This is a genomic window from Streptomyces sp. NPDC046303 (assembly GCF_055588085.1).
The window spans coordinates 347,989-373,301 of sequence record NZ_JBVJFA010000001.1 but is presented as its reverse complement, the minus strand read 5'-3'; the positions used below and the strand labels follow the sequence as shown (position 1 = coordinate 373,301).

The 25,313-nt window shown below is 72.0% G+C and carries 28 protein-coding genes; 14 read left to right on the top strand and 14 right to left on the bottom strand.

Annotated features, from left to right (window positions below; genetic code table 11):
• Positions 1-56: 56 nt before the first annotated feature.
• Together ACZ6I1_RS01760 and lanKC are read right to left on the bottom strand one after the other, a co-directional pair.
• Positions 57-191 carry a SapB/AmfS family lanthipeptide gene (locus ACZ6I1_RS01760; RefSeq protein ID WP_030962357.1) on the bottom strand — a complete coding sequence of 45 codons (135 nt, stop codon included), beginning with the start codon at positions 189-191 and terminating at the stop codon, positions 57-59.
• Positions 188-2,824 carry a class III lanthionine synthetase LanKC gene (lanKC, locus tag ACZ6I1_RS01755; RefSeq protein WP_469281953.1) on the bottom strand — a complete coding sequence of 879 codons (2,637 nt, stop codon included), beginning with the start codon at positions 2,822-2,824 and terminating at the stop codon, positions 188-190. The genes ACZ6I1_RS01760 and lanKC overlap by 4 nt, the downstream gene beginning before the upstream one ends.
• 600 nt (positions 2,825-3,424) lie before the next feature.
• Between lanKC and ACZ6I1_RS01750 the strand changes: the two genes are divergently transcribed.
• The 4 genes from ACZ6I1_RS01750 (at position 3,425) to ACZ6I1_RS01735 (ending at position 6,695) form a co-directional block, all read left to right on the top strand.
• Positions 3,425-4,609 (top strand): globin domain-containing protein, encoded by a 1,185-nt coding sequence (locus tag ACZ6I1_RS01750; RefSeq protein ID WP_469281952.1) that lies wholly within the window; start codon positions 3,425-3,427, stop codon positions 4,607-4,609.
• Between the two features lie 94 nt (positions 4,610-4,703).
• On the top strand, positions 4,704-5,267 hold the full coding sequence (locus ACZ6I1_RS01745) for a pyridoxamine 5'-phosphate oxidase family protein (protein WP_469282018.1): 564 nt from the start codon (positions 4,704-4,706) through the stop codon (positions 5,265-5,267).
• Positions 5,268-5,383: 116 nt separating this feature from the next.
• Complete coding sequence (locus ACZ6I1_RS01740) at positions 5,384-6,214, top strand: GAF domain-containing protein (protein ID WP_469281950.1); 831 nt, start codon at positions 5,384-5,386, stop codon at positions 6,212-6,214.
• A gap of 28 nt (positions 6,215-6,242) precedes the next feature.
• Positions 6,243-6,695: a hypothetical protein gene (locus tag ACZ6I1_RS01735; protein ID WP_469281948.1), complete on the top strand. Its 453-nt coding sequence runs from the start codon at positions 6,243-6,245 to the stop codon at positions 6,693-6,695.
• Here ACZ6I1_RS01735 and ACZ6I1_RS01730 read toward each other — a convergent pair.
• Positions 6,692-7,387 carry a hypothetical protein gene (locus ACZ6I1_RS01730; RefSeq protein ID WP_469281947.1) on the bottom strand — a complete coding sequence of 232 codons (696 nt, stop codon included), beginning with the start codon at positions 7,385-7,387 and terminating at the stop codon, positions 6,692-6,694. The two genes, ACZ6I1_RS01735 and ACZ6I1_RS01730, sit on opposite strands and share 4 nt — an antisense overlap.
• 116 nt (positions 7,388-7,503) lie before the next feature.
• On the opposite strand from ACZ6I1_RS01730, the gene ACZ6I1_RS01725 reads away from it, so the two are divergent.
• On the top strand, positions 7,504-8,121 hold the full coding sequence (locus ACZ6I1_RS01725) for a TOPRIM nucleotidyl transferase/hydrolase domain-containing protein (RefSeq protein WP_469281946.1): 618 nt from the start codon (positions 7,504-7,506) through the stop codon (positions 8,119-8,121).
• Between the two features lie 46 nt (positions 8,122-8,167).
• Here ACZ6I1_RS01725 and ligA read toward each other — a convergent pair whose 3' ends face one another.
• On the bottom strand, positions 8,168-10,228 hold the full coding sequence (ligA, locus tag ACZ6I1_RS01720) for an NAD-dependent DNA ligase LigA (RefSeq protein WP_469281944.1): 2,061 nt from the start codon (positions 10,226-10,228) through the stop codon (positions 8,168-8,170).
• Positions 10,229-10,437: 209 nt separating this feature from the next.
• On the opposite strand from ligA, the gene ACZ6I1_RS01715 reads away from it, so the two are divergent.
• The gene (locus ACZ6I1_RS01715) at positions 10,438-10,815 is read left to right on the top strand and encodes a hypothetical protein (RefSeq protein ID WP_469281942.1); all 378 of its coding nucleotides are present in this window, start codon (positions 10,438-10,440) and stop codon (positions 10,813-10,815) included.
• 93 nt (positions 10,816-10,908) lie between these two features.
• Here ACZ6I1_RS01715 and ACZ6I1_RS01710 read toward each other — a convergent pair whose 3' ends face one another.
• The 5 genes from ACZ6I1_RS01710 to ACZ6I1_RS01690 form a co-directional block, all read right to left on the bottom strand.
• Complete coding sequence (locus ACZ6I1_RS01710; protein ID WP_469281940.1) at positions 10,909-11,409, bottom strand: hypothetical protein; 501 nt, start codon at positions 11,407-11,409, stop codon at positions 10,909-10,911.
• 82 nt (positions 11,410-11,491) lie between these two features.
• Positions 11,492-12,097 carry a maltokinase N-terminal cap-like domain-containing protein gene (locus ACZ6I1_RS01705; RefSeq protein ID WP_469281939.1) on the bottom strand — a complete coding sequence of 202 codons (606 nt, stop codon included), beginning with the start codon at positions 12,095-12,097 and terminating at the stop codon, positions 11,492-11,494.
• A gap of 240 nt (positions 12,098-12,337) precedes the next feature.
• Positions 12,338-12,580, bottom strand: a complete 243-nt coding sequence (locus ACZ6I1_RS01700; protein ID WP_469281937.1) for a hypothetical protein — start codon at positions 12,578-12,580, stop codon at positions 12,338-12,340.
• A gap of 155 nt (positions 12,581-12,735) precedes the next feature.
• On the bottom strand, positions 12,736-13,839 hold the full coding sequence (locus ACZ6I1_RS01695; RefSeq protein ID WP_469281935.1) for a serine hydrolase domain-containing protein: 1,104 nt from the start codon (positions 13,837-13,839) through the stop codon (positions 12,736-12,738).
• A 253-nt stretch (positions 13,840-14,092) separates the two neighbouring features.
• Complete coding sequence (locus ACZ6I1_RS01690) at positions 14,093-15,097, bottom strand: endonuclease/exonuclease/phosphatase family protein (RefSeq protein WP_469281934.1); 1,005 nt, start codon at positions 15,095-15,097, stop codon at positions 14,093-14,095.
• On the opposite strand from ACZ6I1_RS01690, the gene ACZ6I1_RS01685 reads away from it, so the two are divergent.
• The 6 genes from ACZ6I1_RS01685 to ACZ6I1_RS01660 all read left to right on the top strand — a co-directional run bounded on the left by ACZ6I1_RS01685 (position 15,096) and on the right by ACZ6I1_RS01660 (position 19,382).
• On the top strand, positions 15,096-15,236 hold the full coding sequence (locus ACZ6I1_RS01685) for a hypothetical protein (protein WP_469281932.1): 141 nt from the start codon (positions 15,096-15,098) through the stop codon (positions 15,234-15,236). The genes ACZ6I1_RS01690 and ACZ6I1_RS01685 overlap by 2 nt on opposite strands.
• Positions 15,237-15,436: 200 nt before the next feature.
• Positions 15,437-16,372, top strand: coding sequence for a class I SAM-dependent methyltransferase (locus ACZ6I1_RS01680; RefSeq protein WP_469281930.1), 936 nt, complete (start codon positions 15,437-15,439; stop codon positions 16,370-16,372).
• Positions 16,369-16,896: a hypothetical protein gene (locus tag ACZ6I1_RS01675; RefSeq protein ID WP_469281928.1), complete on the top strand. Its 528-nt coding sequence runs from the start codon at positions 16,369-16,371 to the stop codon at positions 16,894-16,896. The genes ACZ6I1_RS01680 and ACZ6I1_RS01675 overlap by 4 nt, the downstream gene beginning before the upstream one ends.
• Positions 16,897-17,048: 152 nt before the next feature.
• Positions 17,049-17,486 carry an SRPBCC family protein gene (locus tag ACZ6I1_RS01670; RefSeq protein WP_469281926.1) on the top strand — a complete coding sequence of 146 codons (438 nt, stop codon included), beginning with the start codon at positions 17,049-17,051 and terminating at the stop codon, positions 17,484-17,486.
• 86 nt (positions 17,487-17,572) lie between these two features.
• Positions 17,573-18,124: a pyridoxamine 5'-phosphate oxidase family protein gene (locus tag ACZ6I1_RS01665; RefSeq protein WP_469281925.1), complete on the top strand. Its 552-nt coding sequence runs from the start codon at positions 17,573-17,575 to the stop codon at positions 18,122-18,124.
• Positions 18,125-18,287: 163 nt separating this feature from the next.
• Positions 18,288-19,382 carry a baeRF2 domain-containing protein gene (locus ACZ6I1_RS01660; RefSeq protein ID WP_469281923.1) on the top strand — a complete coding sequence of 365 codons (1,095 nt, stop codon included), beginning with the start codon at positions 18,288-18,290 and terminating at the stop codon, positions 19,380-19,382.
• A 3-nt stretch (positions 19,383-19,385) separates the two neighbouring features.
• Here the strand turns inward: ACZ6I1_RS01660 and ACZ6I1_RS01655 are convergent, their stop codons facing one another.
• Complete coding sequence (locus ACZ6I1_RS01655; RefSeq protein ID WP_469281921.1) at positions 19,386-19,841, bottom strand: YbhB/YbcL family Raf kinase inhibitor-like protein; 456 nt, start codon at positions 19,839-19,841, stop codon at positions 19,386-19,388.
• 142 nt (positions 19,842-19,983) lie between these two features.
• On the opposite strand from ACZ6I1_RS01655, the gene ACZ6I1_RS01650 reads away from it, so the two are divergent.
• A complete protein-coding gene (locus tag ACZ6I1_RS01650) occupies positions 19,984-20,784 on the top strand; it encodes a VOC family protein (RefSeq protein WP_469281920.1) in 801 nt (266 codons plus the stop codon).
• 108 nt (positions 20,785-20,892) lie between these two features.
• Here ACZ6I1_RS01650 and ACZ6I1_RS01645 read toward each other — a convergent pair whose 3' ends face one another.
• Both ACZ6I1_RS01645 and ACZ6I1_RS01640 read right to left on the bottom strand, forming a co-directional pair.
• On the bottom strand, positions 20,893-21,135 hold the full coding sequence (locus tag ACZ6I1_RS01645) for a hypothetical protein (protein ID WP_469281919.1): 243 nt from the start codon (positions 21,133-21,135) through the stop codon (positions 20,893-20,895).
• An 87-nt stretch (positions 21,136-21,222) separates the two neighbouring features.
• Complete coding sequence (locus tag ACZ6I1_RS01640) at positions 21,223-21,669, bottom strand: Fur family transcriptional regulator (protein WP_469281917.1); 447 nt, start codon at positions 21,667-21,669, stop codon at positions 21,223-21,225.
• Between the two features lie 315 nt (positions 21,670-21,984).
• Here ACZ6I1_RS01640 and katG point away from each other — a divergent pair, with 315 nt between their 5' ends.
• Complete coding sequence (katG, locus tag ACZ6I1_RS01635; protein ID WP_469281915.1) at positions 21,985-24,174, top strand: catalase/peroxidase HPI; 2,190 nt, start codon at positions 21,985-21,987, stop codon at positions 24,172-24,174.
• Between the two features lie 71 nt (positions 24,175-24,245).
• On the opposite strand, the gene ACZ6I1_RS01630 is transcribed toward katG, so the two are convergent.
• The gene (locus ACZ6I1_RS01630; protein WP_469281914.1) at positions 24,246-24,635 is read right to left on the bottom strand and encodes a DUF2267 domain-containing protein; all 390 of its coding nucleotides are present in this window, start codon (positions 24,633-24,635) and stop codon (positions 24,246-24,248) included.
• A gap of 88 nt (positions 24,636-24,723) precedes the next feature.
• On the bottom strand, positions 24,724-25,158 hold the full coding sequence (locus ACZ6I1_RS01625; protein ID WP_469281912.1) for an Hsp20/alpha crystallin family protein: 435 nt from the start codon (positions 25,156-25,158) through the stop codon (positions 24,724-24,726).
• Positions 25,159-25,313: the final 155 nt, after the last annotated feature.

Genomic DNA, 25,313 nt, shown 5'->3' with positions numbered 1-25,313 from the left:
CCAGGGATGGGGTGCGGGCCCGGGCGGTGAACCGCCCGGGCCCGAGGTGACCTACGTCAGTTACAGGTCGTGATGCTCAGGCTGCTGTCACCGCAGAGGAGCAGGCTGGCCCGGCTGCCGCCGCCCGTCATCGCGACCTCGGCGGTCTCTTCCTTGGGGGTCTCCATCGACTGCAGGTCAAGAAGCGTCATGTCAGATTCCTCTTCTTCTCTCGAGTGGTGCGATGGGTCACGGTCCCGGACGGGACCGGCTCGGGGGCCGCCGCGCGCTCGCGCAGCGGCGGGAGGAACGGCAGGTGCGCGCGCCCGCCGGGCGCGGCGCTGCCGAGGGCGAGGAGAGCGCCGGCCGTGCCCGTGGCGAGGTCCATGGACAGCCGCATCATCTGCTCGCCCGGGAAGGCCAGATGCCCCTGGTACGGCACGGCGTGCCGGGCCAGTGCGTCGATCTGGCGCGCGAGGGCGCCGGGCCCGGTGCCGGGGCCCGGTGTGGTGGTCCGGGCCAGGTAGAGGATCATCCCGGCGGCCCCGCGCAGCAGCCCGGGCTGTGCGTAGAAGGTCGCCTGCGCGGCCCGTACGATCTCGCGCCGGGCCTGTTCGAAGCGCTCGTCGGGACCGTGCTCCAGCCAGTCGTCGAGCACCATGCCGATGCCGACACTGCCCTCGCCGAGGTACGGCATCGTGCGCCAGCCCTCGTTCACCTGGAGGGTGCCGTACGCGCTGGTGACGCAGCGGTCGAGGTCGCGGTGGAGCGCGTGGGCGGCCTGGATCAGCAGTTCCTTGTCGCCGGTGCGTTCGTACAGCCGCACGAGGAGCAGGGCGGGGCCGGAGTTGCCGTACAGCAGTCCCGCGCGGGTGGGCCGCTGCTCGGGCCGGGTGATCAGTTCGGCGCAGCGCAGGGCCGCGGCGTGCAGCTCGCTCTCGCCGCTCGCGGTGCCGAGCGCGTCCAGGGCGAGGCCGATGCCGGCGAGGCCGCTGTGCAGGTCGGGGCCCGCGCTCTGCCAGGGCTGGTGCAGCAGTTGGCCGGCGAGGGCGAGGGCGCGTTCGTGGTGGCCGAGCCGGTGCAGCGTCCAGGCCGTGCCGGCCAGGCCGTCGTAGAAGCCGAGGGGGGTGCCGGAGAGCGGCTCGGCGGTCCGGTCGAGCAGCCACTGCTCGGCCTCGGGCCAGGGTCCGGCGCCGGTCTCGGCGAGGGCGTGGAGGACTCCGGCGATCCCGTAGCCGAAGCCGACGCCTCCCCCGGCGGTCGCGAACTGGGCGATGTCGCCGGGGACGAGGCGGTCCTCGCGCTCCGGGGTGGCGCTCGCGCGCAGCGCCGCGGCCATCGAGGTACGGGCGGCCGGCCATTGCCGTGGTTCGACGGGAAGGTAGGGCCCGGCCGGTGCGGGCAGGCGGTCGCCCGGTGCGCCCTGCGGGACGCCGGACAGGATCTCCTCGACGGCTTCGTCGAGGAACCGCCGCGGTACGGGGAACTGCTCGGCGGCGACGGCGGCCAGATGGGCGGCCTTGGTCCGGTCCAGGACGAGCAGGCTGGTCAGGGGGAGGAAGAGGGCGAGGCGCAGGCAGGCGAGGGCGTAGCGGTCGACGGAGAAGCCTCGGCGTTCGGCAGGGGCGACGAATGCCGGGTTGGCCACGGTCTGCCGCAGTCCTTCGTCGACGTGCGCGGCGGCTTCGAAGTCGAGGAGTGCGACGGAGGGTTCGCCCGTCTCGTCCTCCGCCACCATGATGTTGAAGAGGTGGAGGTCGTTGAAGACCACGCCGCGGGCGTGCACGGCGTTGACGGCCTCGGTGACGCGCCGGTGGACCGCGAGGGCCCACTCGGTGTACGAGGCGAGCTCCGCCGGGTCGGGATCCGCCTCGATCAGTGGGTGACGGCGCGCGAAGTACGTGTTGAGCGGTTTGCCTGCGAGGTGTTCCAGCACCAGGAAGTGGTGGTCGCCGACCGTGAACGCGCCCCGGACCGCCGGGACGCAGTCCAGGCCCGCCAGCCGCTCCAGCGCGGCCTGTTCGCGGTGCAGCCGGGTCACGGCGTCGGCGCCGTCGGCGGCGAGTCCGGCGTACGGCCGGGCCTCCTTGAGGACGACGGCTTCGCCGGTGCGGCTGTCCTTGCCGAGGTAGACGCCGCCGCCGTTGGAGAAGTGCAGCGCCCGCTCCACCGTGAAGGGGATGCCGGTGAGGGTGACCGCGGAGCGGGCGGCGAGGTGCGGCTCCAGGAAGTCGGGCAGTTGGAGCCACTCGGGCGGCTGGAAGGCCGGTCCGCGCCGGTCCGGTACGAGGCTCCCGTCGGGGGTCTCGATGGCCGGGACCAGTTCGCCGTGCTCGTCGTAGCAGTGCCGCAGGGTGAAGCTGCCGTAGCGCAGGTGGACCGGTCCGGCGCCCCAGCGCAGATCGCTGAGGATGTACGGACCGGCCGCTCCCCCCAGCGCGGCGTCGAGGTCCTCCGCGATCCGGCGGCACTGCTGTTCGCCGGCCGGGTACACGGTGATGAACTTCCCGCTCGCCGCGCGGTCGGCGTACTTGGCGTTGCGCAGGTGCAGCAGGTACCGGCTCGGTATGAACTTGAAGGCGATGCTCCGGGCGGTGCAGTACTCGTACACCGTCGTCAGCAGTGACTCGGCGTTGTCGAGCGTGGCCGAAACGTGGATCTTCCAGCCCTGTGCGGGCAGTTCGGCGCCGTCGGGGCGCAGTGCGAGCCAGTCGCCGCTCCGGTGCGAGCGCCACCCCGGCGGGACGGGGGCGAGCGCGGCCGGGTAGCTCTCGCCGGCCCGCCGGTACGGCGCGTCGTAGAACCAGCGGTCGGCGTCGCAGAAGGCGGCGTACCCCTTGTTCACACCTGCTCCCTCGGTCGGTGGCAGACCTGACCGTGTCACGCCCGGCGGACGCGGCGACAGTCACGGCTGTCACCGGTGCGGTGTGCAGTACTCATGAGTCACGACGACGGCCGGGGCGGCAGGCGTCCGGCGACGGCTTCCGCGGCAGGCCGCGGGGAGGGCTCGGGCAGGCCGCGGGGAGGGCGAGGGAAGGCGCGGGGGGCGGTGTGGTGTCCGCGTGCCCCCGGTGTGGCGGCGGTGTGAAGATCGGGTGGTCGCGAAGTGTCCCTTAGCGGGAATACCGGTCCAGACGGTGTCAGCCCCCTGCCGGGCACGTCCTTCGGCTACTTCTGAGTCACCCACGGGGTCATGTAGCGTCCGGAGCCGCTTGATCCGTTTCACCGTTCCAGCCCCACCGTGAGGACTCATGCCCGCCGCCTTCGACCCCACGACCACCGCTCCTACGAGACGGCGGAGCGCCGCCGCGCCATGGTCCGCCGGCGGGAAGCCAGCCCGAATACCGGCTGGAGGAGCGCTGGTCCTTTGAGATTCCGGATCAATCGCCCAGGCCACGGCCACACGTCCGCGCCCCCGTACTGGGAGGTCCCGGCACCCGCTCCGGTGGCCCCTCCCGTCGAGCCCGAGACCGTCGGACCCGAGACCGTCGAGCCGCCCTTGTCGGCCCACGAGATCGACCTCATCCGGGCCTCCGTCGCGGTGGTCGAGCCGCTCGCCGCGGACATGACGGTGTACTTCTACGCGATCCTCTTCGCCCGGTACCCCGAGGTCCGTCCGATGTTCCCGCCGGGGATGGACGCCCAGCGCGGCCGCCTGCTGCGCGCGCTGCTGCGCATCGTGGACCTCGTCGACGACCCGGAGAACCTGGTCCGCTTCTGCGGACACCTCGGTCGCGATCACCGCAAGTTCGGCACGCTCAGCGCGCACTTCCCGGCCGTCGGCGAATGCCTCCTCGCCTCCCTCGCCCGCTACGCCGGTCCCGCCTGGACCGCGGACATCGCCGCCGCCTGGACCAAGGCCTACGGCGCGGTCGCCCAGGTCATGATCAGCGCAGCCCAAGCGGACGAAGCGGTACGGCCCGCCGTGTGGCCCGCCACGATCGTGCACCACCTCGCGCGCGGACACGGCATCGCCGAGGTCACCGTGCGTCCCCACATGCCCTACGCCTACGCCGCGGGACAGTTCGTGAGCGTCGAGACCCCTTGGTGGCCGAAGCACTGGCGCTACTACTCCCCCGCCAACGCGCCGCGCGAGGACGGCACCCTGACCTTTCACGTGCGGGCGGTGACCGGCGGCTCGGTCAGCAGCGCCCTGGTCCACCGGGCGGCGGTGGGCGACGTGGTCCAGCTCGGTGCGCCGATGGGGGACATGGTGCTGGACGCCGCCGTCCACCGCGAACTGCTCTGCGTCGCCGGCGGCACCGGCCTCGCGCCGATCCGCGCACTGGTCGAAGAGGTCGCCCGGCGCGGTGGGCGCCACCAGGTGGACCTCTTCCTCGGTGCGCGCACCGGCGCCGAGCTGTACGGGGTCGACGACATGCTCCGGATGGCGCAGCGCCACCACTGGCTGACCATCAGGGGTGCGGTCTCCCACGAGTACATCCCCGGAATCCGGGGGTCCCTGCCCGAGGTGCTGGCCGAGTACGGACCGTGGTACCAGCACGACGTCTATCTCAGCGGCCCGGCCCAGATGGTCGCCTCCGCCAACGAGACGCTCACCCTCAGCGGCACCTTGCCCGAGCGGATCCACCACGACCCGTTCGAGACGCCCGTCCTGTCCATGCCCTGAGCCACTCGCTCGCCCCGTCCTGCCAGGAGAACGCCCCGTGACCTTGCCCCCGCCGCCCTTCGGATCAGCAGGCGAACACCGACTGCAGCAGCACATGGGCACCGCCGAGCGCGCCGCCCGGTTCTACGACCAGCAGGTGCGGCCCTGCCTCACCCCCGAGATGCGGGACTTCATAGGGCGCCAGGCCATGGTCTTCCTCGCCACGGCCGACGCCCATGGCGAGTGCGATGCCAGTTTCCGGGCAGGTCCGCCGGGATTCGTGCACGTCATCGACGACCACACGCTCGCCTACCCCGAATTCCGCGGGAACGGGGTGCTCGCCAGCGCCGGCAACATGACGGAGAACCCCCATCTCGGCATGCTGTTCGTGGACTTCACCCACCACCACGTGGGCCTTCACGTCAACGGCACGGCCCGGCTCTACAGCGACACGGCCCTGCGTTCCCTGCATGCCGGCCTCCCCGTCGGCACGGCGCCCGGCCGCAGCCCTGAGATGTGGGTCCACGTGAGCGTCGAAGAGGCCTACATCCACTGCTCCAAGTACATACCCCACCTGGAGCCTGCCCCCCGCCCCGCCCGACACGACGCCTCGCGTCCCAAGGACTCGAGCTACTTCACCGGCCTCGGTGCGGCGCTGGGCACCAGCCGCCCGATGTGAGCGTGCCCGGGTTTGCCTCAGACCTCGTGTGGAACCATGCAGGGACGGCTCGTCGCTGATCAACGGCAGGACGCAGCCGGCTCAGGGGTGTCGGGGGAGCTGGGGAGGAACGGCGCGTGGGGTGGAAGTACTGGCGCAAGGTCATCTTCTTCTTCTCGATATCCGCGCTGTCCGGTGCCGGCCTCGTGGCGGTCGGCACGTACGGCGAGGGGTTCGCCCGCCATGACGACAAGAGCTCGATCTACCTGGTCGGCATGTCGCTGGCCATGGTCGCGGTCCTCGGCACCTTCGTGGAGAACCACCTGGCCGAGCGGGCCCGGGCACGGGCCCGCGAACGGGCGATCAAGGCCGAGACCGAACTGACCGTGCTCTACACGGCCGTACTGCCGGCGGTCGCCGCGAGCCTCAAGTCCCAGGCTTCCCGGCACCGGGCGCTCAACCCCACGCCCGCCGCTCCGGGTACGCCGCCCGACCCGGCGCTGACCGGCGAGTTCGACAGACTGGTCGAGACGGTACTGGAGGCGGCCGTGGACCTGACCGTACCGCCGGTCACCCCGCTCTCCGGGGCGCGGGCGAGGAGCGCGTACTACGAACTGACGCCCTCGGGGGACTTCCGGCTCCGCGGGTTCCGCCCGACCAACGCCGCTCCGCCCCGCTCGGTGATCCCCGGCAACAGCACCGGCGGCACCCACATCACGACGGAGATCCTGGACGTCGACCAGGTGTGGGCCGTGGACGGGACACCGAGCCGGATCAGCCACCTGCGGCCGACGTCCGCCAACAGCTACCAGGCGGTGATCGCCGCTCCGGTCGCCGACGGCACCCGGCACTTCGGCATGCTGTCCGTGGACGCCCCCGAGCACGGCCAGTTCGACGACGACCACCGCACACTGATCGAGGCACTGGCGAAGGTGCTGGCAGCCGGCCGGGTGCCCCTCGTCCCCTGACCGGGGACCGAGCGAGAGAAGGCGGATCATGGCCTCGAATGCGGACGGCACGAACGGCGACGGCGACGGCGAAGACCCGCGCCGTGACGAGCCGAGCAGCGCGGAGATGAGCAGTTCGGAGATGAGCAGTTCGGAGCAGCCTGAGGAAGGGCCGCGCGCACCGCGGGACGTCCTCGCGATGGACGCCCGGCGCAGGCGCGCCAGGGAGAGGGCGACGCGGCGGGTCGACGGCGATCTGGCACGCGAGGAGGACGAGGCGCTGCCGCACCTGGCCGTGACCGCGCTGGCCACGTCCGCGTTCCTGGTCGTGGCCTTCGCCCTCGCGCGCCTGACCGGCGGACTGTGGTGGATCGTCCTCGTGGTAGCGGCCTCCGGAACAGGAATCACCGCTGCCGGATACGCCCGCACGGCCGCCGGCCGCCCCCTCCTCGGCGCACTGTTCCGCCGGCTGCTGCGCCGATCCGGCCGGAACCGGCGCTAGCTCCAGGGGACGGCGGCGAACACCGGGCCGCCGGCGGCCCGGTCCAGGCGGTACCGCCGGAGTTCCCGGTCGAAGCGGGCGCGGCTGCCCGGTGCGGCTCCGCGGAGGTCGGCGATCAGTGCGGCGTCCGGGACCCGCGCGGCGAGCCCGGCGACCAGCGGGTCCGTGCCGGGTCGCGCCCGGAGTTCGGCGGCGGGGTACAGGGGCAGTTCGGGGCCGTCCAGGTGCAGCAGGTCCCAGAAGTCGTCGGCGTACGGCTGGGCGCCCTCGTCGAAGCCCGTCGTATCGACGAGGTCCTCGGCGGCCCCGATCAGGCGGTCGAGCCAGTGCGGCAGCGAGTCGGCCTCCACGAAGAGTCCGCCCTCGCGGTACTGCATCAGCACCTGGCCCCACCCGCCGTCGGCTTCGATGTCGACCCAGGTGACGCCGCCACCGCCGTCGTCGGTGACCAGCCAGTGGAGGTGCGGGATGCCGTGGTCGCCGGCCTGCCGGGGGTGGCCGGTCAGTACGAACTCCACCGGCGGCACCGCGAAGCCGCCCAGGCTGCCGAGGAGTTCCCGCGCCGCGCCCGGTACCGGGACGGGCCAGCGGTCGAAGTCCGCGGGCGTCGCCCCGGGTTGTACGTCGAGGTCGAACGGGACCCGGGCGGCCAGCGCCCGGAGTCGTTGCACGAGGGCGTCACCGGAGATCACCCGGCCACGCTACCGGACCCTCCGAGGCGATCACCGGCCGCGGGCCGGCCCCCGCTCGGGAAAGGCCGAGCCGGATATTCCGTGCAGTGCGGTCAGTGGGGATGCAGACTCCCTGCATGGCGGATATGCAAGCGTTCCAGAACGAGGTCACGCGCCGAGCGGCCTGTAATCCCGACGGGCCGGCGCGCGGCCTGGCGGTGCCGCCCGGGGTACGGACGGCGGTACTGCTGGAAGGACCGAGCGACCTCGCGGCCGTCGAGGCGCTGGCCGCACGGCGCGGCCGGGACCTGGCCGCCGAGGGGGTGTGCGTGGTGCAGATGGGCGGGGCGATGAACGTGGGGCGCTACGCCCGCCTCCTCGGTCCGCCCGGGCTCGGCCTGCGCCTGGCAGGACTGTGCGACGAGCGCGAGCGTCCCTTCTTCGACCGCGGCCTGAAGCAGGCCGGGGCCCCGCACGGGGACGTGTTCGTGTGCACGGCGGATCTGGAGGACGAGCTCATCCGGGCACTGGGAACGGCGAAGGCCGAGGAGATCATCCGGGCCGAGGGCGACGACCGTGCCTGGCAGACCTTCCTGCGCCAGCCGGCGCAGCACGGCCGCACCAGGGAGCGGCAGTTGCGGCGCTTCCTCGGCACGAAGAAGGGCCGCAAGATCCGCTACGGCCACCTCCTCGTCGAGGCCCTCGACCACGCACGGGTACCGGCCCCCCTCGAGGACCTCTTCACCAGCCTGTAAGTCCCTCAGAGGACCGGCTCGCCTCGCGGCGCGGACCCGGCACCGATCAGACCAGATGGCCGGCGACGAGTTCGGCGAAGGCCTCCGGTGTCAGGACCGTGACGCCCAGTTCCCCGGCCTTGAGGGCCTTGGAGCTCGGCTTGCCGTTCGGGGACGGCGCGCAGACCAGGTAGGTGGTCTTGGAGTTGACGCTGCTGCCCGCTTTGCCGCCCGCCTTCTCGATCAGGCTGTTCATCTCGGAGCGTCCCAGTTTCTCCAGCGGGCCGCTCATCTTGCCGGTGACGACGACGGTCGCGTTCGCCAGCGGTCCTTCGCCGGCCGGCTGGACCTCCTGCGGTTCCTTCATGTTGACCCCGGCCTCGACCAGTTTCTCGATGACCGGGCCCAGGGAGGCGACCTGCTCGACGATGACGGGAGCCTTCTCCCCGCCTATGCCCTCGACCTCCTGCATGAGGGTGGCATCGGCCTGCCGGATGGCGTCCATGGTGCCGAAGTGCGCGGCGATGCGGCGGGACATGCTGCGTCCGGTGCCGAGGACGCCGAGGGCGCAGAAGATCCGGCTGAGGGGGCGGGACTTGGCGGCGGCGATCTGCTCGGCCAGCTTCGCTCCGCGCTTCGCGCTGCCGGAGGCCGCGGTGAGCTGATCCTCGGTGAGGGTGAACAGGTCCGCGACGTCCGTGACGGCGCCGGCCTCGATCAGGGCGTTGACGTACCGCTTGCCGAGGCCGTCGATGTCGAGCATGTCGCGTCCGGCCGCGTACTCGATCAGTGCGGGCAGGGCGCAGGCGGTTCCCTTCGCGCAGCGCCACCGCTCCTGGTCCTTGTTGATGTCCCCGCCGCAGTGGGGGCATGCGGTGGGCAGCGGCACCTGCTGTGCGCCGGCCGGGCGCAGGCCGGCGACGGCGGCCTGGACGCGGGGAATGATGTCGCCCGCCTTGTAGACCGTGACGGTGTCTCCGAGGTGGAGGTCGCGGCGCCGGATGTCGGCGGGGTTGTGGAGGGTGGCCCGGGTGACCGTGGAGCCGTCGATGTCCACCGGTTCCAGGATGGCCGTCGGTGCGAGCACTCCGGTGCGGCCCACGTCCCAGACCACGTCCTTCAGTACGGTCTGGCGCTCGACGGCCGGGAGTTTGAAGGCGATGGCCCAGTACGGGAACCTGCTGCCGAAACCGGCCGCAGCCTGCTCGGCCGCGTCGTTGGCCTTGATGACGACCCCGTCGATCCCGAACGGCAGGGCGGCCCGCATCGCTGCCATCGCGGCGACCTTCTGCCGTGCCTCGTCGAGGGTCGTGACCACGTGCAGGCCGGCGGGTGTGTCGGCCGTGGTCTGCACGCCGGCCCCGGCGACGGCGGCCAGGACCTCGGCGTGCGTGGCCCCGGACGGCAGGAACGCGATGTCGTCGAGCTCGACCGCTCCGTACGCCCAGAACGTCATCGCGAGCCGGTAGGGACGGTCCTTCGCGCGCAAGGTGCCGGCCGTGCCGTTGCGCGGGTTGGCGAAGACCTGCGCGCCGTGTGCCGTGCGGACCTCGTTCGCGGTCTCGAACTGCTGCTGGGTGAACAGGACCTCGCCGCGCACTTCGAACGTGGCCGGCACGGGCAGGTGCTCGGGCAGGCCCTCGAGGGTGCCGATGACGTGGCTGACGTCCTCGCCGTGGGTGCCGTTGCCGCGGGTGATGATCTGCTCCAGGCGCCCGGCGCGGTAGCGGGCTGCGACGGCCGCACCGTCCATCTTCGGCTCGACGGTGAACCCGCCGGCGGGCGCCTGTCCCAGGCGGCGCTGGAGCGAGGCGCCCCAGGCGAGCAGGCCGGCCGGGTCGAAGACGTTGTCCAGGCTGAGCAGCCGGGTGGTGTGCGCGACGTCACCCACCGGAGCGGCGCCGTCCGCGACCTGGCCGGTCGGGGAATCCTCGGCCGCTTCCTCCGGGTGCGCCTCCTCCCAGGACAGGACGGCGATCCGGAGCCGGTCGTACGTGGCGTCATCGACGGGGCTGTCACCGTCGCCGTAGTACGCCCGGGAGGCCTCGCGCAGGCGGGCGACGGCAGCCTCGTATTCCTCGCGGCTGGACATGGCGGACAGCGCCTCATCGGCGGGGATGTTCTTCATGGCCATGATCCTTGCCCAAGGGTCTGACAATGGCGGCCGGGCCGGGTCGCCGCCGGCGGTGTCAGCCGCGCGCGGCCGGTCGCGGCCGGCCCCCGGCAGCCGGGTGCAAGTTGGCCAGTACATGCCTCAACACATTGACTCTTCGTCAGTTAGCCTCTCAGGCGCCGGATATTACGGAAGATCGTTCCTAAAAGGGGGGAACTTTCACCATGCACATGCGAGTCAAGGCATTGACGACGATCGCGGCAGGGATGCTGGCCGCCGCCGGGATGGCTGCGCCCGCTGTCGCGGCGACACCGCCCGTCGACCGGCCGACCACCCAGAACTCGACGGCCGATGTGGGTATCAACCAGGTGGTCACCACCTGGACCTCCGCGAACGTCCGCAGCTGTGCGTCCACCAATTGCGGCATCGTCTACTCGGTGGGCGCCAACACCGGTCTCAACGCCTCGTGCTGGAGCCACGGCCAGTGGGTGAACCAGAACGGCGTCGCCCACGACAAGTGGGTCCGGCTCTACTCCGGCAACTGGATCTGGGGCGGCCTGCTGAAGGGGAACGAGACGGGCGGCGTATCCACGCGCTGCTGAACGCCGCGTGAGCACGGCCGGGGCCCGGACCGAGTCAGTCGGTCCGGGCCCCACCTCGTTAGACGCCGGGCCGGTGAACGCGCCTTCGCCTGGTCAGCGGACGGAGCGGTGGTCGTACACGGTGAGGGACAGGGCCTTCATCGCGGCCTGGGCGTGTTCGGAGTCCAGTCCCTGGTCGAGGGCCTCCAGCGCGGCGGCCGCCGACACCCGTACCGCGAGGGGCAGGCCCTCGTAGGCGGCGACCCGGTAGGCGACGGTACGGCGAGCGTCCCGTTCCTCGTCGCTCACGCCGTCCCGGGTCAGGGGGAAGGCCGCGGCCTGGTAGGTCGCGATGCTCACGAGGACCGCGTCGGCGATCCCTTCCGCGTATCCGTCGGCCCGGACGACGGCGTGCTCAGGCTGGAAGAACGCCGTCACCTGACGGCGGGAGAGCAGCGCGCCGATCCCCGCTCCCACTCCCGCCGCGCCCCCGGCGAGCAAGGCCGTCATCCGGCCACCCAGGAGATACCCGAAGCAGGCCCCGCCGACCGCCCCGCACACCACCAGAACGAAGGTGATCAGCAGGTACATGCGGGTGGCGAGGGAAGACGTCATGCCCAGCAGTATGCACGGCGCCCTCCGCCACTCGTCGGGCCCGTGGTCGTGGGCGGCCTGCCACCTGCACTCATCGTGTCGCTCACCGCGGCGTCGCGGCGGTCGCGAGTACGCCCCGAGCAGCCGTTCCGTCCGGCCAGGTCCAGTCGGCGACGAGGCGTCCGGACGTGCTCCGCGCCACGTCCGCCGGCTCCGCCGCCCCCGCCCCCGTCTGCCGCAGGACGCGGTTGACCCGCACGGCGGGGCGGGCGTCAGGGGCGGTTCCCTCTACGGTCACGGTCGGGTCGGGGGTGTCGCTCTCGTCCTGGTGCTGCGGCGTCGCCTCGCCGCGCAGGAGCGCGCCCAGCTGGGCCATCACCACCGGGTCGTGGACGCCGTCGTAGATCCACCGGGTGCCGAGCACCCCGTGCTCGGAGGTGCCGATCAGCGCCTCGCCGGGAACGCCCTCCAGCGCCTCGCCGCGGTAGCCCATCGGGACCAGGTAGGCCACCGGCTCCCGCGCGGTGGAGTCCGCCACGACCATGAACTCGATGCCGACCGCACCGTCCGGGTCGTCCAGGCGGAACCCGCCGGCCTTGACCAGTTCCGGCGTCGCCGCGTCACCCGCGTACCAGCTCTGCTTCGGCAGCCAGGCGGCGAGCAGCTCCAGCTTGGTGGGCGTCATGGTGGTGTGGTGGATGGCGGCCATGCGGGCTCCCTCACGCGTGGGTGGGTTCGGGCCCGTCTCCGACGGGATGCGTCGAACCTACAGGAGGGGAAGCGGCCGACATCAGACGCTTCCCGCCGGTCCCGGAACGGGGAGCGGCGGGAAGCGAGGGTCCGGGGCGTGTCTGCCGATACGCCCCGGTCCGACCCCCTGAGGTCGGAGGCGCCGCAGGGGCGGGTGGCGTCTTCGTTCAGCCACCCCTGCGGCGCTGCCGGGCTGCTGCTAGGCGCCCAGGTGACCGGCCTCGGCCCACTCCTTCTCGCCCTCCGCGGTGCAGTTCGAGGTGTAGACGGGACCGACCGCCGCCGGAACGGCCGCGAGGGAGGCGCAGCTGGACGAGAAGGCCTTGTGGCCGCCGGAGAAGTAGTCGATGTCGACACCGTCGTCGGCCAGGGCGGCGCCGGCGCCACCGAGCAGGATGCCGGCGGCCAGGGCAGATGCGGTCAGAGCGGAACGGATACGCATGACTCTCCTAAGGATTCCTCGAAGACGCACTGGTGAATGCGCGCGTCGGCCGGTGCAACATCACGATGGGGCGGCAGGCAACGGCGATTCACTCCATTGGCTCCGGGAGTGCCCTCGACTGCAGGAACGGGCTTCTCGTACCCCGTCGACGCGCTTCAGCGGCACAGGGCCGTATCCACGGCGCTCTCCAGATGCCTCGTGGCCGCCCCGTCGGCGGGGACGCTGGTCACCGCGATGTTGGCGGTGCGGCCGTCGTCGGTGGCACCGCCGCGGGTCTCGAACCCCGGGATGTCACCGCCGTGGCCCCAGTAGACACCGCCGCACGACAGCGGCCTGCTCATGAGCCCCAGTCCGTAGCCTGCGCCGGTGGTGCCGATGGGGACGGTGGTGCGCATCTGGGTGAGCTGGGCCGCCGGGAGGAGGTCGCCGGCGAGGAGCGCGGTGAAGAACCGGTTGAGGTCGGAGTTGGTGGAGATCATCTGGCCTGCCGCCCAGGCCGCGGAGGGGTCTATCTCCGTGACGTCGCGGAGGGGCGCCCCCGCCGCATCGCGGTGGTAGCCGCGGGGATGGGGCGCTCGGATGGTCAGGTCGCCGGGCGCCGGGAAGTAGGTGTGGCGCAGGCCGAGTGGCTTGATGATGCGCCGGTCGATCTCCTCCGCGAGGGGCCGGCCGGTGACCTTCTGGATGATCAGGCCGGCCACCACGTAGTTGGTGTTGCTGTACGCCCACTTCTTCCCGGGGGCGAAGTCGGCCTTGTGCCGGAGGGCGAGGTCCAGGAGGTCGCGGGGTTCGAGGTACCGGCGGTGCAGGATGTCGTCGTTGACGAGGTGCTCGTACTCGGGGAGTCCGCTGGTGTGCTGGAGGAGCTGGCGGACGGTGATGACGCGTCCGTCGATGCCCTCTCCGCGGACGAGGCCCGGCAGGTGGGTGTCGACCCGGGCGTCGAGGCCGATCTTGCCTTCGGCGACCAGTTGCAGCACGACCACCGCGGTGAACACCTTGGTGTTGCTGCCGATCCGCACCTGGCCGTCCCCGGGCACCTTCGACCCGGTGGCCAGGTCGCCCGTCCCCGCGGTGAAGGTGCGGGTGCGGCCGTCGCGGCCGGTGACGCTCGCGAGCGCGGCGGGCAGGCCGTCGGTGCGCACCAGCGCGTCCAGGCTCTGCTGTATGGTGTCCGGCCGGGCGGCGGCGGACGCCAGGGGCGGTGCGACGGCGCCCAGCGTCATGACGCCGAGGGCCATCGCCGCCAACGCGGCCACTGTTCCGCGTCGGCCGCCCTGATGCCGCCCGGATGAACGAAGCGTTTGCCGAACTTGCTCGCGCACGAGTCAACTCCTACGGAATTCATGGGGAAACCGGCGACATGGACCGGGCCCAGCTTGTCCGTATTCGGCTGCCTTGGACGATCCTGCTAGCGGCCCTGCTCCCGGTAGGGCTAACCCCCGTCCCGTTCCCGGGCAGTTGTCCTGGAGCGAGCCGGAACTCCGGCGAAGGACCTCGTGCGGGTGGGACTCAGCGCAGGCGGAGGACGCTCCTGACGCCGGCGTGGTCGGAGGGCCACCGGCCCGACGGGGTGCGGTCGGCCGGAGAGGCGCCCACCCGGTGGGTGGACACTGCGGTGATGCCCCGGCCGCGGTAGAGGACGTAGTCGATGCGCTGCGTGAGGGTGGACACCGTGTTCAGCAGGTTGGCGGCCTGGCAGCAGGTGAAGCCGGGGCTCCGGCCGCGGTGGGCGGTCCAGGCGTCGGTGAAGCCGGCGGCCAGGAGGTTGCCGTAGGTCCGGGTGGCGGTGCCCGGCGTGGCACCGACTCCGCCGGCGGCCGAGTTGAGGTCGCCGAGGAGCACGGTGGGAAGTTTGGTGTTCAGCGGGCCTGCGAGCAGTTCATTGCCCTGGAGTTCCTGGACGGCCGGCGAGACGGGCTCCAGATGGGTCGTGACCACGCGGCTGGTGTGACCGCGCAGGGTGGCGTCGGCGGCGACCCAGCCGCGCCGCAGGACGATGGGCGGACCGGGCGGGCAGCCGAGCCCCGTGACGCACAAGGACACGGCGTTCTCGAAGGTGGCGGCCTGCGCGTTGGCCACCGAGAAGACACGCGCCGGCAGGTCGGTGCGGGCCAGGAGCACGTCGCGGTCCGTGAGGCGGATGTCCTGCAGGCCGCCGGCGGGGTTGATCCGAGGGGCCTCGAAGTCGCTGCCGACGGTGACGGTCTTCACGGCCGCGTAGTGCTTGCCCCGCGCGGAGAGCTCGTCGAGGAGGATCTGCAGGAAGTCGTACTCGACGTGGGTGGCGCTGCCCGGTCCGGCGGGCGTCTGGCTGCGCCACAGCACGGCTTCCTGGAGCCCCACGAGATGCGGGTTGCTCTCGGCGATCTCGTCGGCCAGCGCCTCGGCGCGCTCGGGGAAGTTCGTCGCCTGGACGTTCCGGTACACCGCGGTCACCGCGTCGATGAGCGCCGGCGGGTTGGCGGCGCGGAGGACGGGTGTGAGATCGGCGCCCAGGTAGAGGTTGCGGGTCATGACCCGCAAGGTGGCAGCGGGGTTTTCGGCGGCCGAGGCGGCGGTTGGGGTCCCGGGCGCGAACAGCGCGAGCGCGCACAAGGCGGCTGTGAACCAGCGGCGAGTCATGCAGGCAGACCTTTCGGTGAAAGACGGGTGAAACCTCACATCGTCACCGAAACCTAAGGCGGTCGGCGGGACACGGCGATCCAGGTGTAGGCCGGGCGGCCGATCACCCGTGCCACCCGGCTCACGGTCGGCTGCGACGAATTCGGCGAGCTCGGCGAGTTCGGCGAGTTCGGCGAGTTCGGCGCGGGCGGCTCGCCGGGGCCGGCAGGGGAGGCCGTAGGGTTCTGCACCGTGCACCGACTCGAGATATCCGATCTGATCACCGCGATCGATCCACACGGCGGCCACCGGCTCCCGGTCCGGCGCGCCGAGGTGATCCAGCGGCTGCGCGAGAGCGGTGACGAGCGCGCGGCCGGGATCGTCGCCCGGCTGCCCGCGGACCACGACGGCGTACTCGACCCCCACGCCGTGGACCGCCTGCTCATCAGCGTGCACACCGAGCTCCAGCGCCTGAGTGAGGAGCTCCGGATCGGCGAGCGCCTGCTCCACCTGCTGGGCCCGCTCTTCACCGCGATCCGCACGGCCACCGGGCAGCCCGGGCCGTACCGCCTGGTCGACGTCGGTTGCGGGCTGGGCTACGCGGTCCGCCGGCTGGCGGCCACCAACGCCCTCGGCCCGGACGTCGAGCTCGTCGGGGTCGACCTCGATGCCGCGCTGGTCGGCGAAGCCGACCGGCTCGCCCGCGCGGAGGGCCTCGACTGCCGCTTCGTCCACGGCAACGCCTTCGACCTTGCGGAGGCGGCGACCGTCTACATCTCCACCGGTGTGCTGCACCATTTCCGCGGTGCCGCCCTGGCCGAGTTCTTCCGGGCCCAGGCCGCCTCACCGGCGCTGGCCTTCTGCCACTTCGACATCGCCGCGACCCGCCTCGCACCCATCGGCGCCTGGGTCTTCCACCGTGCCCGGATGCGCCACCCGCTCGGCCGCCACGACGGCGTGGTCTCCGCCCAGCGCGCGCACAGCGACGAAACGCTGCTGCGCGCCGCCGCCGTCCCCGGCATCCGGCCCCTGCTGTACGAGCCGCGGGGCGCGGTGAACCCGTTCTGCACCACGCTGCGGCCCGTCATCGGAGTCCGCCCGCACCTGGAGGCTCCGCTCCGCCAGGCCCTCGGGCGGGCCGAGCGCCGGCTCGTCGGCCCGGAGCACCTCGCCGAGGCGGTCCGATGACGCCGCCCGCCGCCGTGCTCGCCGTACTGCTCGTGCTCCTCGGTCTGGTCGACGCGACGTTCAGCGGCTTCCGTGCCTATGCCGGCCGCGACGCCCGCATCCGCAAACACCGGGCCACCGCCCGAGCAGCCCTGCGCGGGCTGGCCGTCGGGGCCGTCCTGCTGCTCGCCCCCGCGCTGACCGCCGCTCTGCTGCTGCTGACCGCACCCGACCCGGCCCGGACGTACGCGGCCCTGGCGGCCGGAGGCCTCGGCTACCTGGTCCCGCTCACCGTCTACGCCGCCGCCGTACTGCTCTCGCTCGCCGCCTACTTCGTCCTGCCGTTCCGCGCCAGCACCCTCGCGATGGTCATCGGTCTCGGCCCGCTGACCCTGCTGCGCCCGCTCGCCATCGCGGCCGCCTGCCTCGGCGCGCTCCTCAACGGCGGCGGAGGGCCGGGCCTGCTCGTCGGTGCGGTCGCGGGCGCCGCCGTGCTGTGCGTGGAACCTGCCGTGCACCGACGCTGGTACCGCCCCGCGCTCTGACACCCGGGGCGGGGGCCGCGCGCCCGCGGAGCACCTCACATTTGTTGCGCGGCCCGGAATGCGGCTCTCGGGCCCCGGGGATGCTGTGGGTGCGGTGCGAGCGGTCGCTGCGGCCCGGTGCGCTGCGCCGCCACGGCAGAAGGGACCGCGCGATGACGACAGACGTGGTGGTGCTGGAGCGGGACATCGCCGCCCGCCCTCGGACGGTGTTCTCCTTCTTCGCCGAACCCGACAAGTGGCTGGCCTGGATGGGCCAGGACGGCGCGTTCGCCTTCGAGCCCGGCGGCGCCTTCCGGACCACGCTGCACGGCGGCAACGTCGCCGAGGGGCGGTTCATCGAGATCGACCCGCCGAAGCGGCTGGTGTTCACCTGGCGGTGGACGCGAGGCGTCATGTCCGTACCCGCCGGCACCTCCACCGTGGAGATCAGCTTCGAGCGGGTCGGCGCGGGGACCGTGCTGCGGCTGGCCCACCGGGGTCTGCCCTCCCCCGATGCCTGCGCCGCGCAGGCGGAGGCGTGGACGCACTACGTGCGCCGCCTCGTGGTCTGGGCGGAGGGCGGCGACCCCGGCCCCGACGACTGGACGTGACCGCGGACGTCCGCCGGCTGCCCGTATTGCTCAGGCGCGCTCCCCTCCGGGCGACCGGTCACCATGGGGGAGGAAGGAGATCCGCCATGCCGACACAGGGAAAGCAACCCACGACCTCTCTCGACGCCCGCTACAGCTCCGCGCTCACCCCGCGCCCCGGCGCCGCGGACGTCACCGCCACCGACTGGGCCGAGGCCCAGCGGCAGCTGGAGTCCGCCGAGATCTTCTGGGTGTCCACGGTGCGGCCCGACGGCCGACTGCACGTCACTCCCGTGATCGCCGCCTGGCACGACGGGGTGCTGTACTTCTCCACCGGCAAGGAGGAGCAGAAGGCGAGGAACCTCGCCCACGACGGGCACTGCGCGCTGACCACCGGGGGCAACTCGCTCACCGAAGGGCGGGACCTCGTGGTCGAGGGCACGGCCCGGCCGGTTGCCGATCCGGCGGTGCTGGAGGAGGTCATCGCCGCGTACGAGACGAAGTACGGGCCGCACATCACCTCGCCCGAGGGCACCTTCCACGGGATCGGGGACGCGTTCCGCAAGGGAGACGCGGTGGTCTTCGCCGTGGCCCCGGCCACCGCGTACGGCTTCGGCCGGGACGGCGGGGTCTACACCCATACGCGGTGGACGTTCTGAGCGGCCGGGGAACGGCTGCGCGCCGGCGGCGCCCGCCTCGCGCCGGTCACCGAGAACACCTCCCGCCTGCTGGTGCCGGTTCTGGATCCGGTCCGCCCTCGCGCGCATCATCGGAAGGGGGGCACCTGGGAGCACGTGGAGGACCTGGGAGTGGTGATGGGGCATGAGGCTGTCGTTCCTGGAACCCCTGTACACGGAGCCCGGCCCGTTCGCCTCGGTGTACCTGGACACCTCGCGCGACGTCGAGCAGCCGGACCGGGCCCTCGACCTGCGCTGGCAGCGGCTGCGGGCGGATCTGACCCGGCAGGGGGCGGACCGTGCGCTGCTCGGCGTGCTGGAGGAGGCGGTCGGCGCGGACGCGGAGGTGCCCGGGACGCACGGGCAGGCGATCTTCGCGGCGCACGGCTCGCTCGTCCTGGACGGGGAACTGCCCCGGCCGCCCGCCCGCGACTCGGCCCGCTACAGCACCCTGCCCGACGCGATGCCGCTGGTCACCCAGCATCTGCCGGAGATCCCGTACCTGGCGGTCGTGGTGCACTACGGCGGGCTGCCGACGGCCGAGGCGCACGGCTGGGTGACGGTCGAGGCGGAGTCCGGGACCTGGCCGGCTTCCGCGGTGGCCCCGGGTGAGCGGCTGCGCCACAGGGTGCCCGTGGCCAGCTGGCACCACAGCGCCACCCGGCTGGGTCGTCGGCTGGACGCCTGGGCGCGTCGCACCCGCGCGGACGCCCTCGTCGTCGCCGGGGACGAGTGGGCGGGCAACGTGCTGGTCCGCCGGCTGCCGCACACCCTGCGCGACAGGGTCGTACGGGCCGGGGGTCCCACCCCGACGGACACCGGACGGGCCCTGCTCGAGCCGCAGCTCGGCAGCGTCTTCCGCGGCCGGATGGCCGGGCACGACCGGGACCTGGTGGACCTCTTCATCGGCCGCCGCGCCCTGGGCGGGCCCGCGGCGGAAGGGCTGGCCGCCGCCGTCGCCGCTCTGCAGCGCGGCCAGGTCGCGGCCCTGCTGCTGAACCACCCGCCCGCCGCCTCGCTGCGCCTGTGGACCGGCCCGCGGCCCACGCAGCTCGCCCTGAGCGAGGAGGAGCTGCTCTCCTGCGGGGTACGGGCGCCCCGCGAGGAACCCGCCGACGAAGTCCTGGTGCGGGCCCTCGTCGGCACCTCCGCCGAACTGGTCGTCGTACCGGACGACGAACTGCTGCTGGACGAGGGCGTGGGGGCGTTGCTGCGGTACGCCGACCCCCTCACCCCCTAGGCCCTAGAGCCGCTGGTAGGTGCCGACGAGCGTGCCGCTGGCGAGCTCCTTGCCCTGGACGGCGCTGTGCACGGCTTCCACGCTCGGCCGGTCGGGCAGCCGGACCGGCTGGGACAGCGCGTACAGGCGGAAGAAGTAGCGGTGCGGCCCGTGCCCGGGCGGCGGCATCGGCCCGCCCCAGCCCATCCGTCCGAACCCGTTGGGCCAGGGCGTCCCGCCGTGTGGGTCGTGGCCCTCCTCCACCCCGCCGGTCCACGGGTCGATGCCCGTGACCAGCCAGTGCAGGAAGGTGGTCCCCGGTGCGTCCGGGTCTTCGCACAGGAGCAGCAGCTCGGCGGTGCCCTGGGGCGCTGCCGTCCAGGTCAGAGGGGGTGAGACGTCGTCCCCCTCGCCGCTGTAGCGGCGGGGGATCTCGGCGTGGTCGGCGAAGGCGGAGCTGGTCAGCTGAATTCCGGTCACGGCCGCCGCACTACCCGGCCCGGCCTGGCCGGTACCGCTCCGGGACCGCAATGCACCCGCGTGGTGCACAGCCGGGTCGACGGGCGTGGGGCGGTGTCCGGTGCCACGCTGGGGTCGTACTCGACCGCGAAAGGCATTCGTCATGATCACCACTGACTTCGCCCCCGGCTCCCCCTGCTGGCTCGATCTCGGCGCTCCGGACGTCCGTGCCGCCGCCGCCTTCTACGGCGCGGTGCTCGGATGGGACTACGAGTCCATGGGCGAGGGGGAGGACATGGAGGGCGGCATGTTCCGGAAGGACGGCAAGACCGTCGCCGGACTCGGCAAGCTCACCGAGGAGGGTGCGCGCTCGGCCTGGATGATCTACTACAGCGTCACCGACGCGGACGCGACGACCCGGGCCGTCGAGAGCGCCGGCGGCACGGTGCGGGTGGCGCCCAGGGACCTCGACGAGTGGGGCCGGATGGCCCAGTACACCGACCCGCTGGGAGCGCAGTTCGCCGTCTGGCAGCCCGGGACGAACAAGGGTGCCGATCTGGTGGACGAGCCGGGCTCGCTGTCCTGGACGGAGCTGTACACGAGCGATGCCTCGGCCGCGAAGGAGTTCTACGGTGGGGTCTTCGGCTGGCAGTTCAGTGACATGGAGCTGCCGGGCGGCGGGGGCACGTACGCCCTCATCACCCCGGCCGGGCAGCCCCAGGAGCGCATGCACGGCGGCCTCATGGAGCTTCCCGCGGAGAACCTCGCCCTGAACGCCGGACGGCCGTACTGGCACCCGGTCTTCAACGTCCCCGACTGTGACGCCGCGGTCGCCAAGGTCACCGAGAACGGCGGCAGCGTCCAGATGGGGCCGGACGACGCCGAGGGCGTCGGCCGCCTGGCCGTCTGCCTCGACCCGTCGAACGCCGACTTCGTGGTGCTGACCCCCGCTCCGGCCCCGTAGGACTGCTCCGCGCTGCTGCAACCCGACGGCGTCGGCGTCGGCGTCGCCTCGACGCCGGCGCCGTCGGGTTGCAGGTGGAGGTCGAGCGCCCGCCTGCGGGCCGCCGCCTCAGGCCCTGCGCGCGCTCCAGCGGAACTTGCCGCCGCCGACCCACCGGACCTCGTCCGGGTCGTCCAGGTCGTGGATCGTGATGCCTGCCCGCGCGGCGATCAGGAGCACGTCCGTCATGGAGCGGGCGGTGCTGACCATCTCGCCGTCGATCTCCACGATCCGGAACGGTGGGTCGGAGGGGTGCACGCCGAGTACCGTGACCCGCGCCGTGGAGATATGGGGACTCGCGCTTTCGGTCATGCGCCACTCGCCTCCACTTCATGACCGGGGCACCGGGATGCACCGGATCCGTATGTGCGCCTGCCCTGATGGGGGCGGTTCATTCCGTCAGTACGGGCGTCCCTCGCCGGGGCCGGGAGCATCCGGCGCGCAGGCGGGGCACAGCCCTCGGTAGGTGACCTCTGCCTCGGACACGGTGAAGCCGAACCGTTCCTCCGGCGGGAGGCCCGCCAGCGGGTCGCCGGTCGGGTGGACGTCGCGGATGGTGCCGCACCCGGAGCACACCAGGTGCTGGTGCGGGTGGTGCGCGTTGGGGTCATAGCGTTTCGCGCGGCCGTGGGCGGAAACCTCCACGACTTCACCGAGCAGGACCAGTTCGCCCAAGGTGTTGTAGACGGTCGCCCGGGAGATCTCGGGCAGCCGCCGCGCCGCGCGGGCGTGCACCTCGTCGGCCGTGAGGTGCACGTGCTCGCCGTCGAGGATCTCCGCGACGACGCGCCGCTGGGACGTCATGCGCCAGCCGCGTCCTCGCAACCGCTCCAGCAGGTCACTCATTTTCGGTTCACCTGTTCACGATCCGGCGGGAATGACAGAAGTCTAACGGCCTGTGTTCGGGTTATGGCGGGAAGCGGACACGGGTGGTGTGGCCGGAACACTTCGCATTCCGGTCGCCTTCATGGAGGGCCGAATGATCAGAAGATCCGACTGCTTGTTGTGCGGGGATGCCCTGCGTGTTCTCGTGGCTGTGCGGTCTGCGGTGCGAAACCATACGGACGCCGGTTGGCCGCCCGTGCCCGAGTCGGAAAAGCGGACAGGGTCAGGAGCGGGCGGCCGGCAGATGGAAACACCGCGACAGGAAGAAGGACGGACGTGTCCGGCAGCGAAAGCGAGAACCCTGCAATCCCCTCCCCCACCCCCACGCCGACTCGTCCCAGGACGAACCGTGACTGGTGGCCGAATCAGCTGGACCTTCAGGTTCTCCACCAGCACTCGCCGCAGTCCAATCCGATGGGTGAGGGCTTCGACTACGCAGAAGAGTTCGCGAGCCTGGACGTCGACGCGCTGAAGCGGGACGTCTTCGAGGTGATGACGGCATCGCAGGACTGGTGGCCCGCCGACTACGGCCACTACGGGCCGCTCTTCATCCGCATGAGCTGGCACGCCGCCGGAACGTACCGCATCGCCGACGGCCGGGGCGGTGGCGGCTCCGGCGCCCAGCGCTTCGCCCCCCTCAACAGCTGGCCCGACAACGCGAGCCTCGACAAAGCGCGCCGTCTGCTCTGGCCGGTCAAGAAGAAGTACGGCCGGAAGATCTCATGGGCCGACCTCCTGGTCTTCGCCGGAAACTGCGCCATGGAATCGATGGGGTTCAAGACCTTCGGATTCGGATTCGGGCGGGAGGACATCTGGGAACCCGAGGAGATCTTCTGGGGTCCCGAGGACACCTGGCTCGGTGACGAGCGCTACAGCGGCGACAGGGAACTCACCGGTCCTTTCGGGGCGGTGCAGATGGGGCTGATCTACGTCAATCCGGAGGGCCCCAACGGAAACCCGGATCCGATCGCCGCCGCGAGGGACATTCGCGAGACGTTCGGGCGCATGGCGATGAACGACGAGGAGACGGTTGCGCTCATCGTCGGCGGCCACACGTTCGGCAAGTGCCACGGCGCGGTCGGTCCCGAGTACGTCGGTCCGGAACCGGAGGCCTGCCCGGTCGAGCACCAGGGGCTCGGATGGCTCAACTCGTACGGCAGCGGCAAGGGCGCCGACACCCTGACGAGCGGGCTGGAGGGCGCCTGGACCACCGAGCCGACGAAGTGGGACAACGGCTACCTGGACAACCTGTTCCGGTACGACTGGGAGCTGACCACCAGCCCGGCCGGGGCGCAGCAGTGGACCCCCAAGGATCCCGCGGCCCAGGGCACGGTGCCCGATGCGCACGATCCGTCGAAGCGGCACGCTCCGATGATGCTGACCACGGACCTCTCGCTGAAGCTGGATCCGGTCTACGGGCCGATCGCGAAGGGCTTCCACGAGAACCCGGCCAGGCTCGCGGAGGCGTTCGCCAAGGCCTGGTACAAGCTGCTGCACCGCGACATGGGGCCCCTCTCGCGCTACCTCGGCCCGTGGATCCCCGAGCCTCAGCTGTGGCAGGACCCCGTGCCCGCGGTGGATCACGAACTGGTCGGGGACGCGGAGGTCGCCGACCTCAAGGCCCGGATCCTCACTTCGGGACTGTCCGTCTCCCAACTGGTCACCACCGCTTGGGCATCGGCGTCGAGCTTCCGCGGCACCGACAAGCGGGGCGGGGCCAACGGGGCCCGGATCCGGCTCGCGCCACAGAAGGACTGGGAGGTCAACGCGCTGCCCGAGGTGGCCGAGGTGGTGCAGGTCCTGGAGCGGATCCGCGAGGAGTTCAACGCCTCACGGGCCGGCGGGATGAAGGTTTCGCTCGCCGACCTGATCGTCCTCGGCGGGTGCGCGGGCGTCGAGCAGGCGGCGAAGAACGCCGGGCACGCCGTCACGGTCCCGTTCGCGCCGGGGCGCACGGACGCCTCGCAGGAGCAGACCGACGTGGAGGCGTTCGCCGTGCTCGAACCCAGGGCGGACGGGTTCCGCAACTACCTCCGGGCGGGAGAGAAGCTGTCGCCGGAGACCCTCCTGCTGGACCGCGCCAACCTGTTGACGCTGACCGCACCCGAGATGACGGTTCTGATCGGCGGGATGCGGGCCCTGAACACCGGATTCGCAGGCTCCGCGCACGGTGCCTTCACCGACCGGCGGGAGACGTTGACCAACGACTTCTTCGTCAACCTGCTGGACATGGGTACGGAGTGGAAGGCGTCGACTTCTGACGAGAACGTCTTCGAAGGCAGGGATCGCGCCACGGGCGAGGTCAGGTGGACGGCCACCGCGGTCGACCTCGTCTTCGGGTCGAACTCGCAGCTCCGAGCCGTCTCGGAGGTCTACGCGTCCGAGGACGCGGGCGAGAAGTTCGTCCGCGATTTCGTGGCGGCGTGGGACAAGGTGATGAACCTCGACCGGTTCGACCTCGCCTGAGTCGGGTGTCCCGGCCGGCGGGCCGTTCGCCGGCCGGCCGGGACATCCCTCGTCCGAGGGCGATCTCGCTTTCAGAGGGCCTGGGGGTGGCCGAAGAGCACGTCGTACCCCACCGGCAGCTGGAGCAGGATGCCCTCCATGAGGTCCTCCCCGGCCGCCTCGGCCACCACGCTCAGTACGGCGCTGACGTCCCAGGCGGCGGTCGCGTCGGTCGCACCGTCGATCCACGCGGCGGTCGCGCGGACGAAGCGCTGCGGATCGAGGGGCTCCCTGGCCTGGAGCGGATTGAGCAGAACCAGCGCGAAGGTCTCCGGCAGCCGCGCTGCCAGTTCGGATCGGACCTCGCCCACCAGGTGAGCGCCCAGCAGGCCGAGCACGACGCGCGCCGCGCGCTCGGCCTCGTCCTCCGAGCGGTATTCGCCGCGCTCTGCGACCTCCTTCAGGAACGCTTCCCACCTCATCGCGGCCTCCGCCTGACGTCGGGAGCGGGGGTGGGGTCGGAAGGAAGGGGGAGGGGCCCCACACCCGCGGCTGGATGACGCGGCCGGATCAGCCGCTGATCTGCTTTCGGTCCCCGCCACCACTGATGCTGACCTTGCGCGGCCGTGCGCGCTCGGCGATCGGGATCCGCAGGGTCAGCACGCCTGCCTCGTACTCCGCTTCGATGCTCTCCGTGTCGAGGGTGTCGGCCAGCATGATCTGGCGCGAGAACACGCCGAGCGGACGCTCCGAGAGTTCCCTCTCCACGGTGTCGGTCTGCTCCACGGGGCGGCGTTCGGCCTTGATCGTCAGCATGTTCCGTTCGACGTCGATGTCGATCGCGTCGGTGGAGACACCGGGCAGGTCCAGGGCGATGACATACGTCTCGCCGTCCCGGTAGGCGTCCATCGGCATGGCGGTCGGCCGGGACCACGTGCCGTTCGCGTTCATCAGCTGGGCGGCGAGCCGGTCGAGCTCACGGAACGGGTCGGTGCGCATCAGCATCGTGAAGACCTCCTGTCGGTTCGGGCGAACACGCCCATGCGCCTCAACGTGTTTCCGTTGTAGCATGTCATCGAAACGATGACAACTTCCGATGTCACTGGAAGGACGACAGGTCCACACTCCCCCACCTGCGGGCGGCCCACCCGGACCCTCGC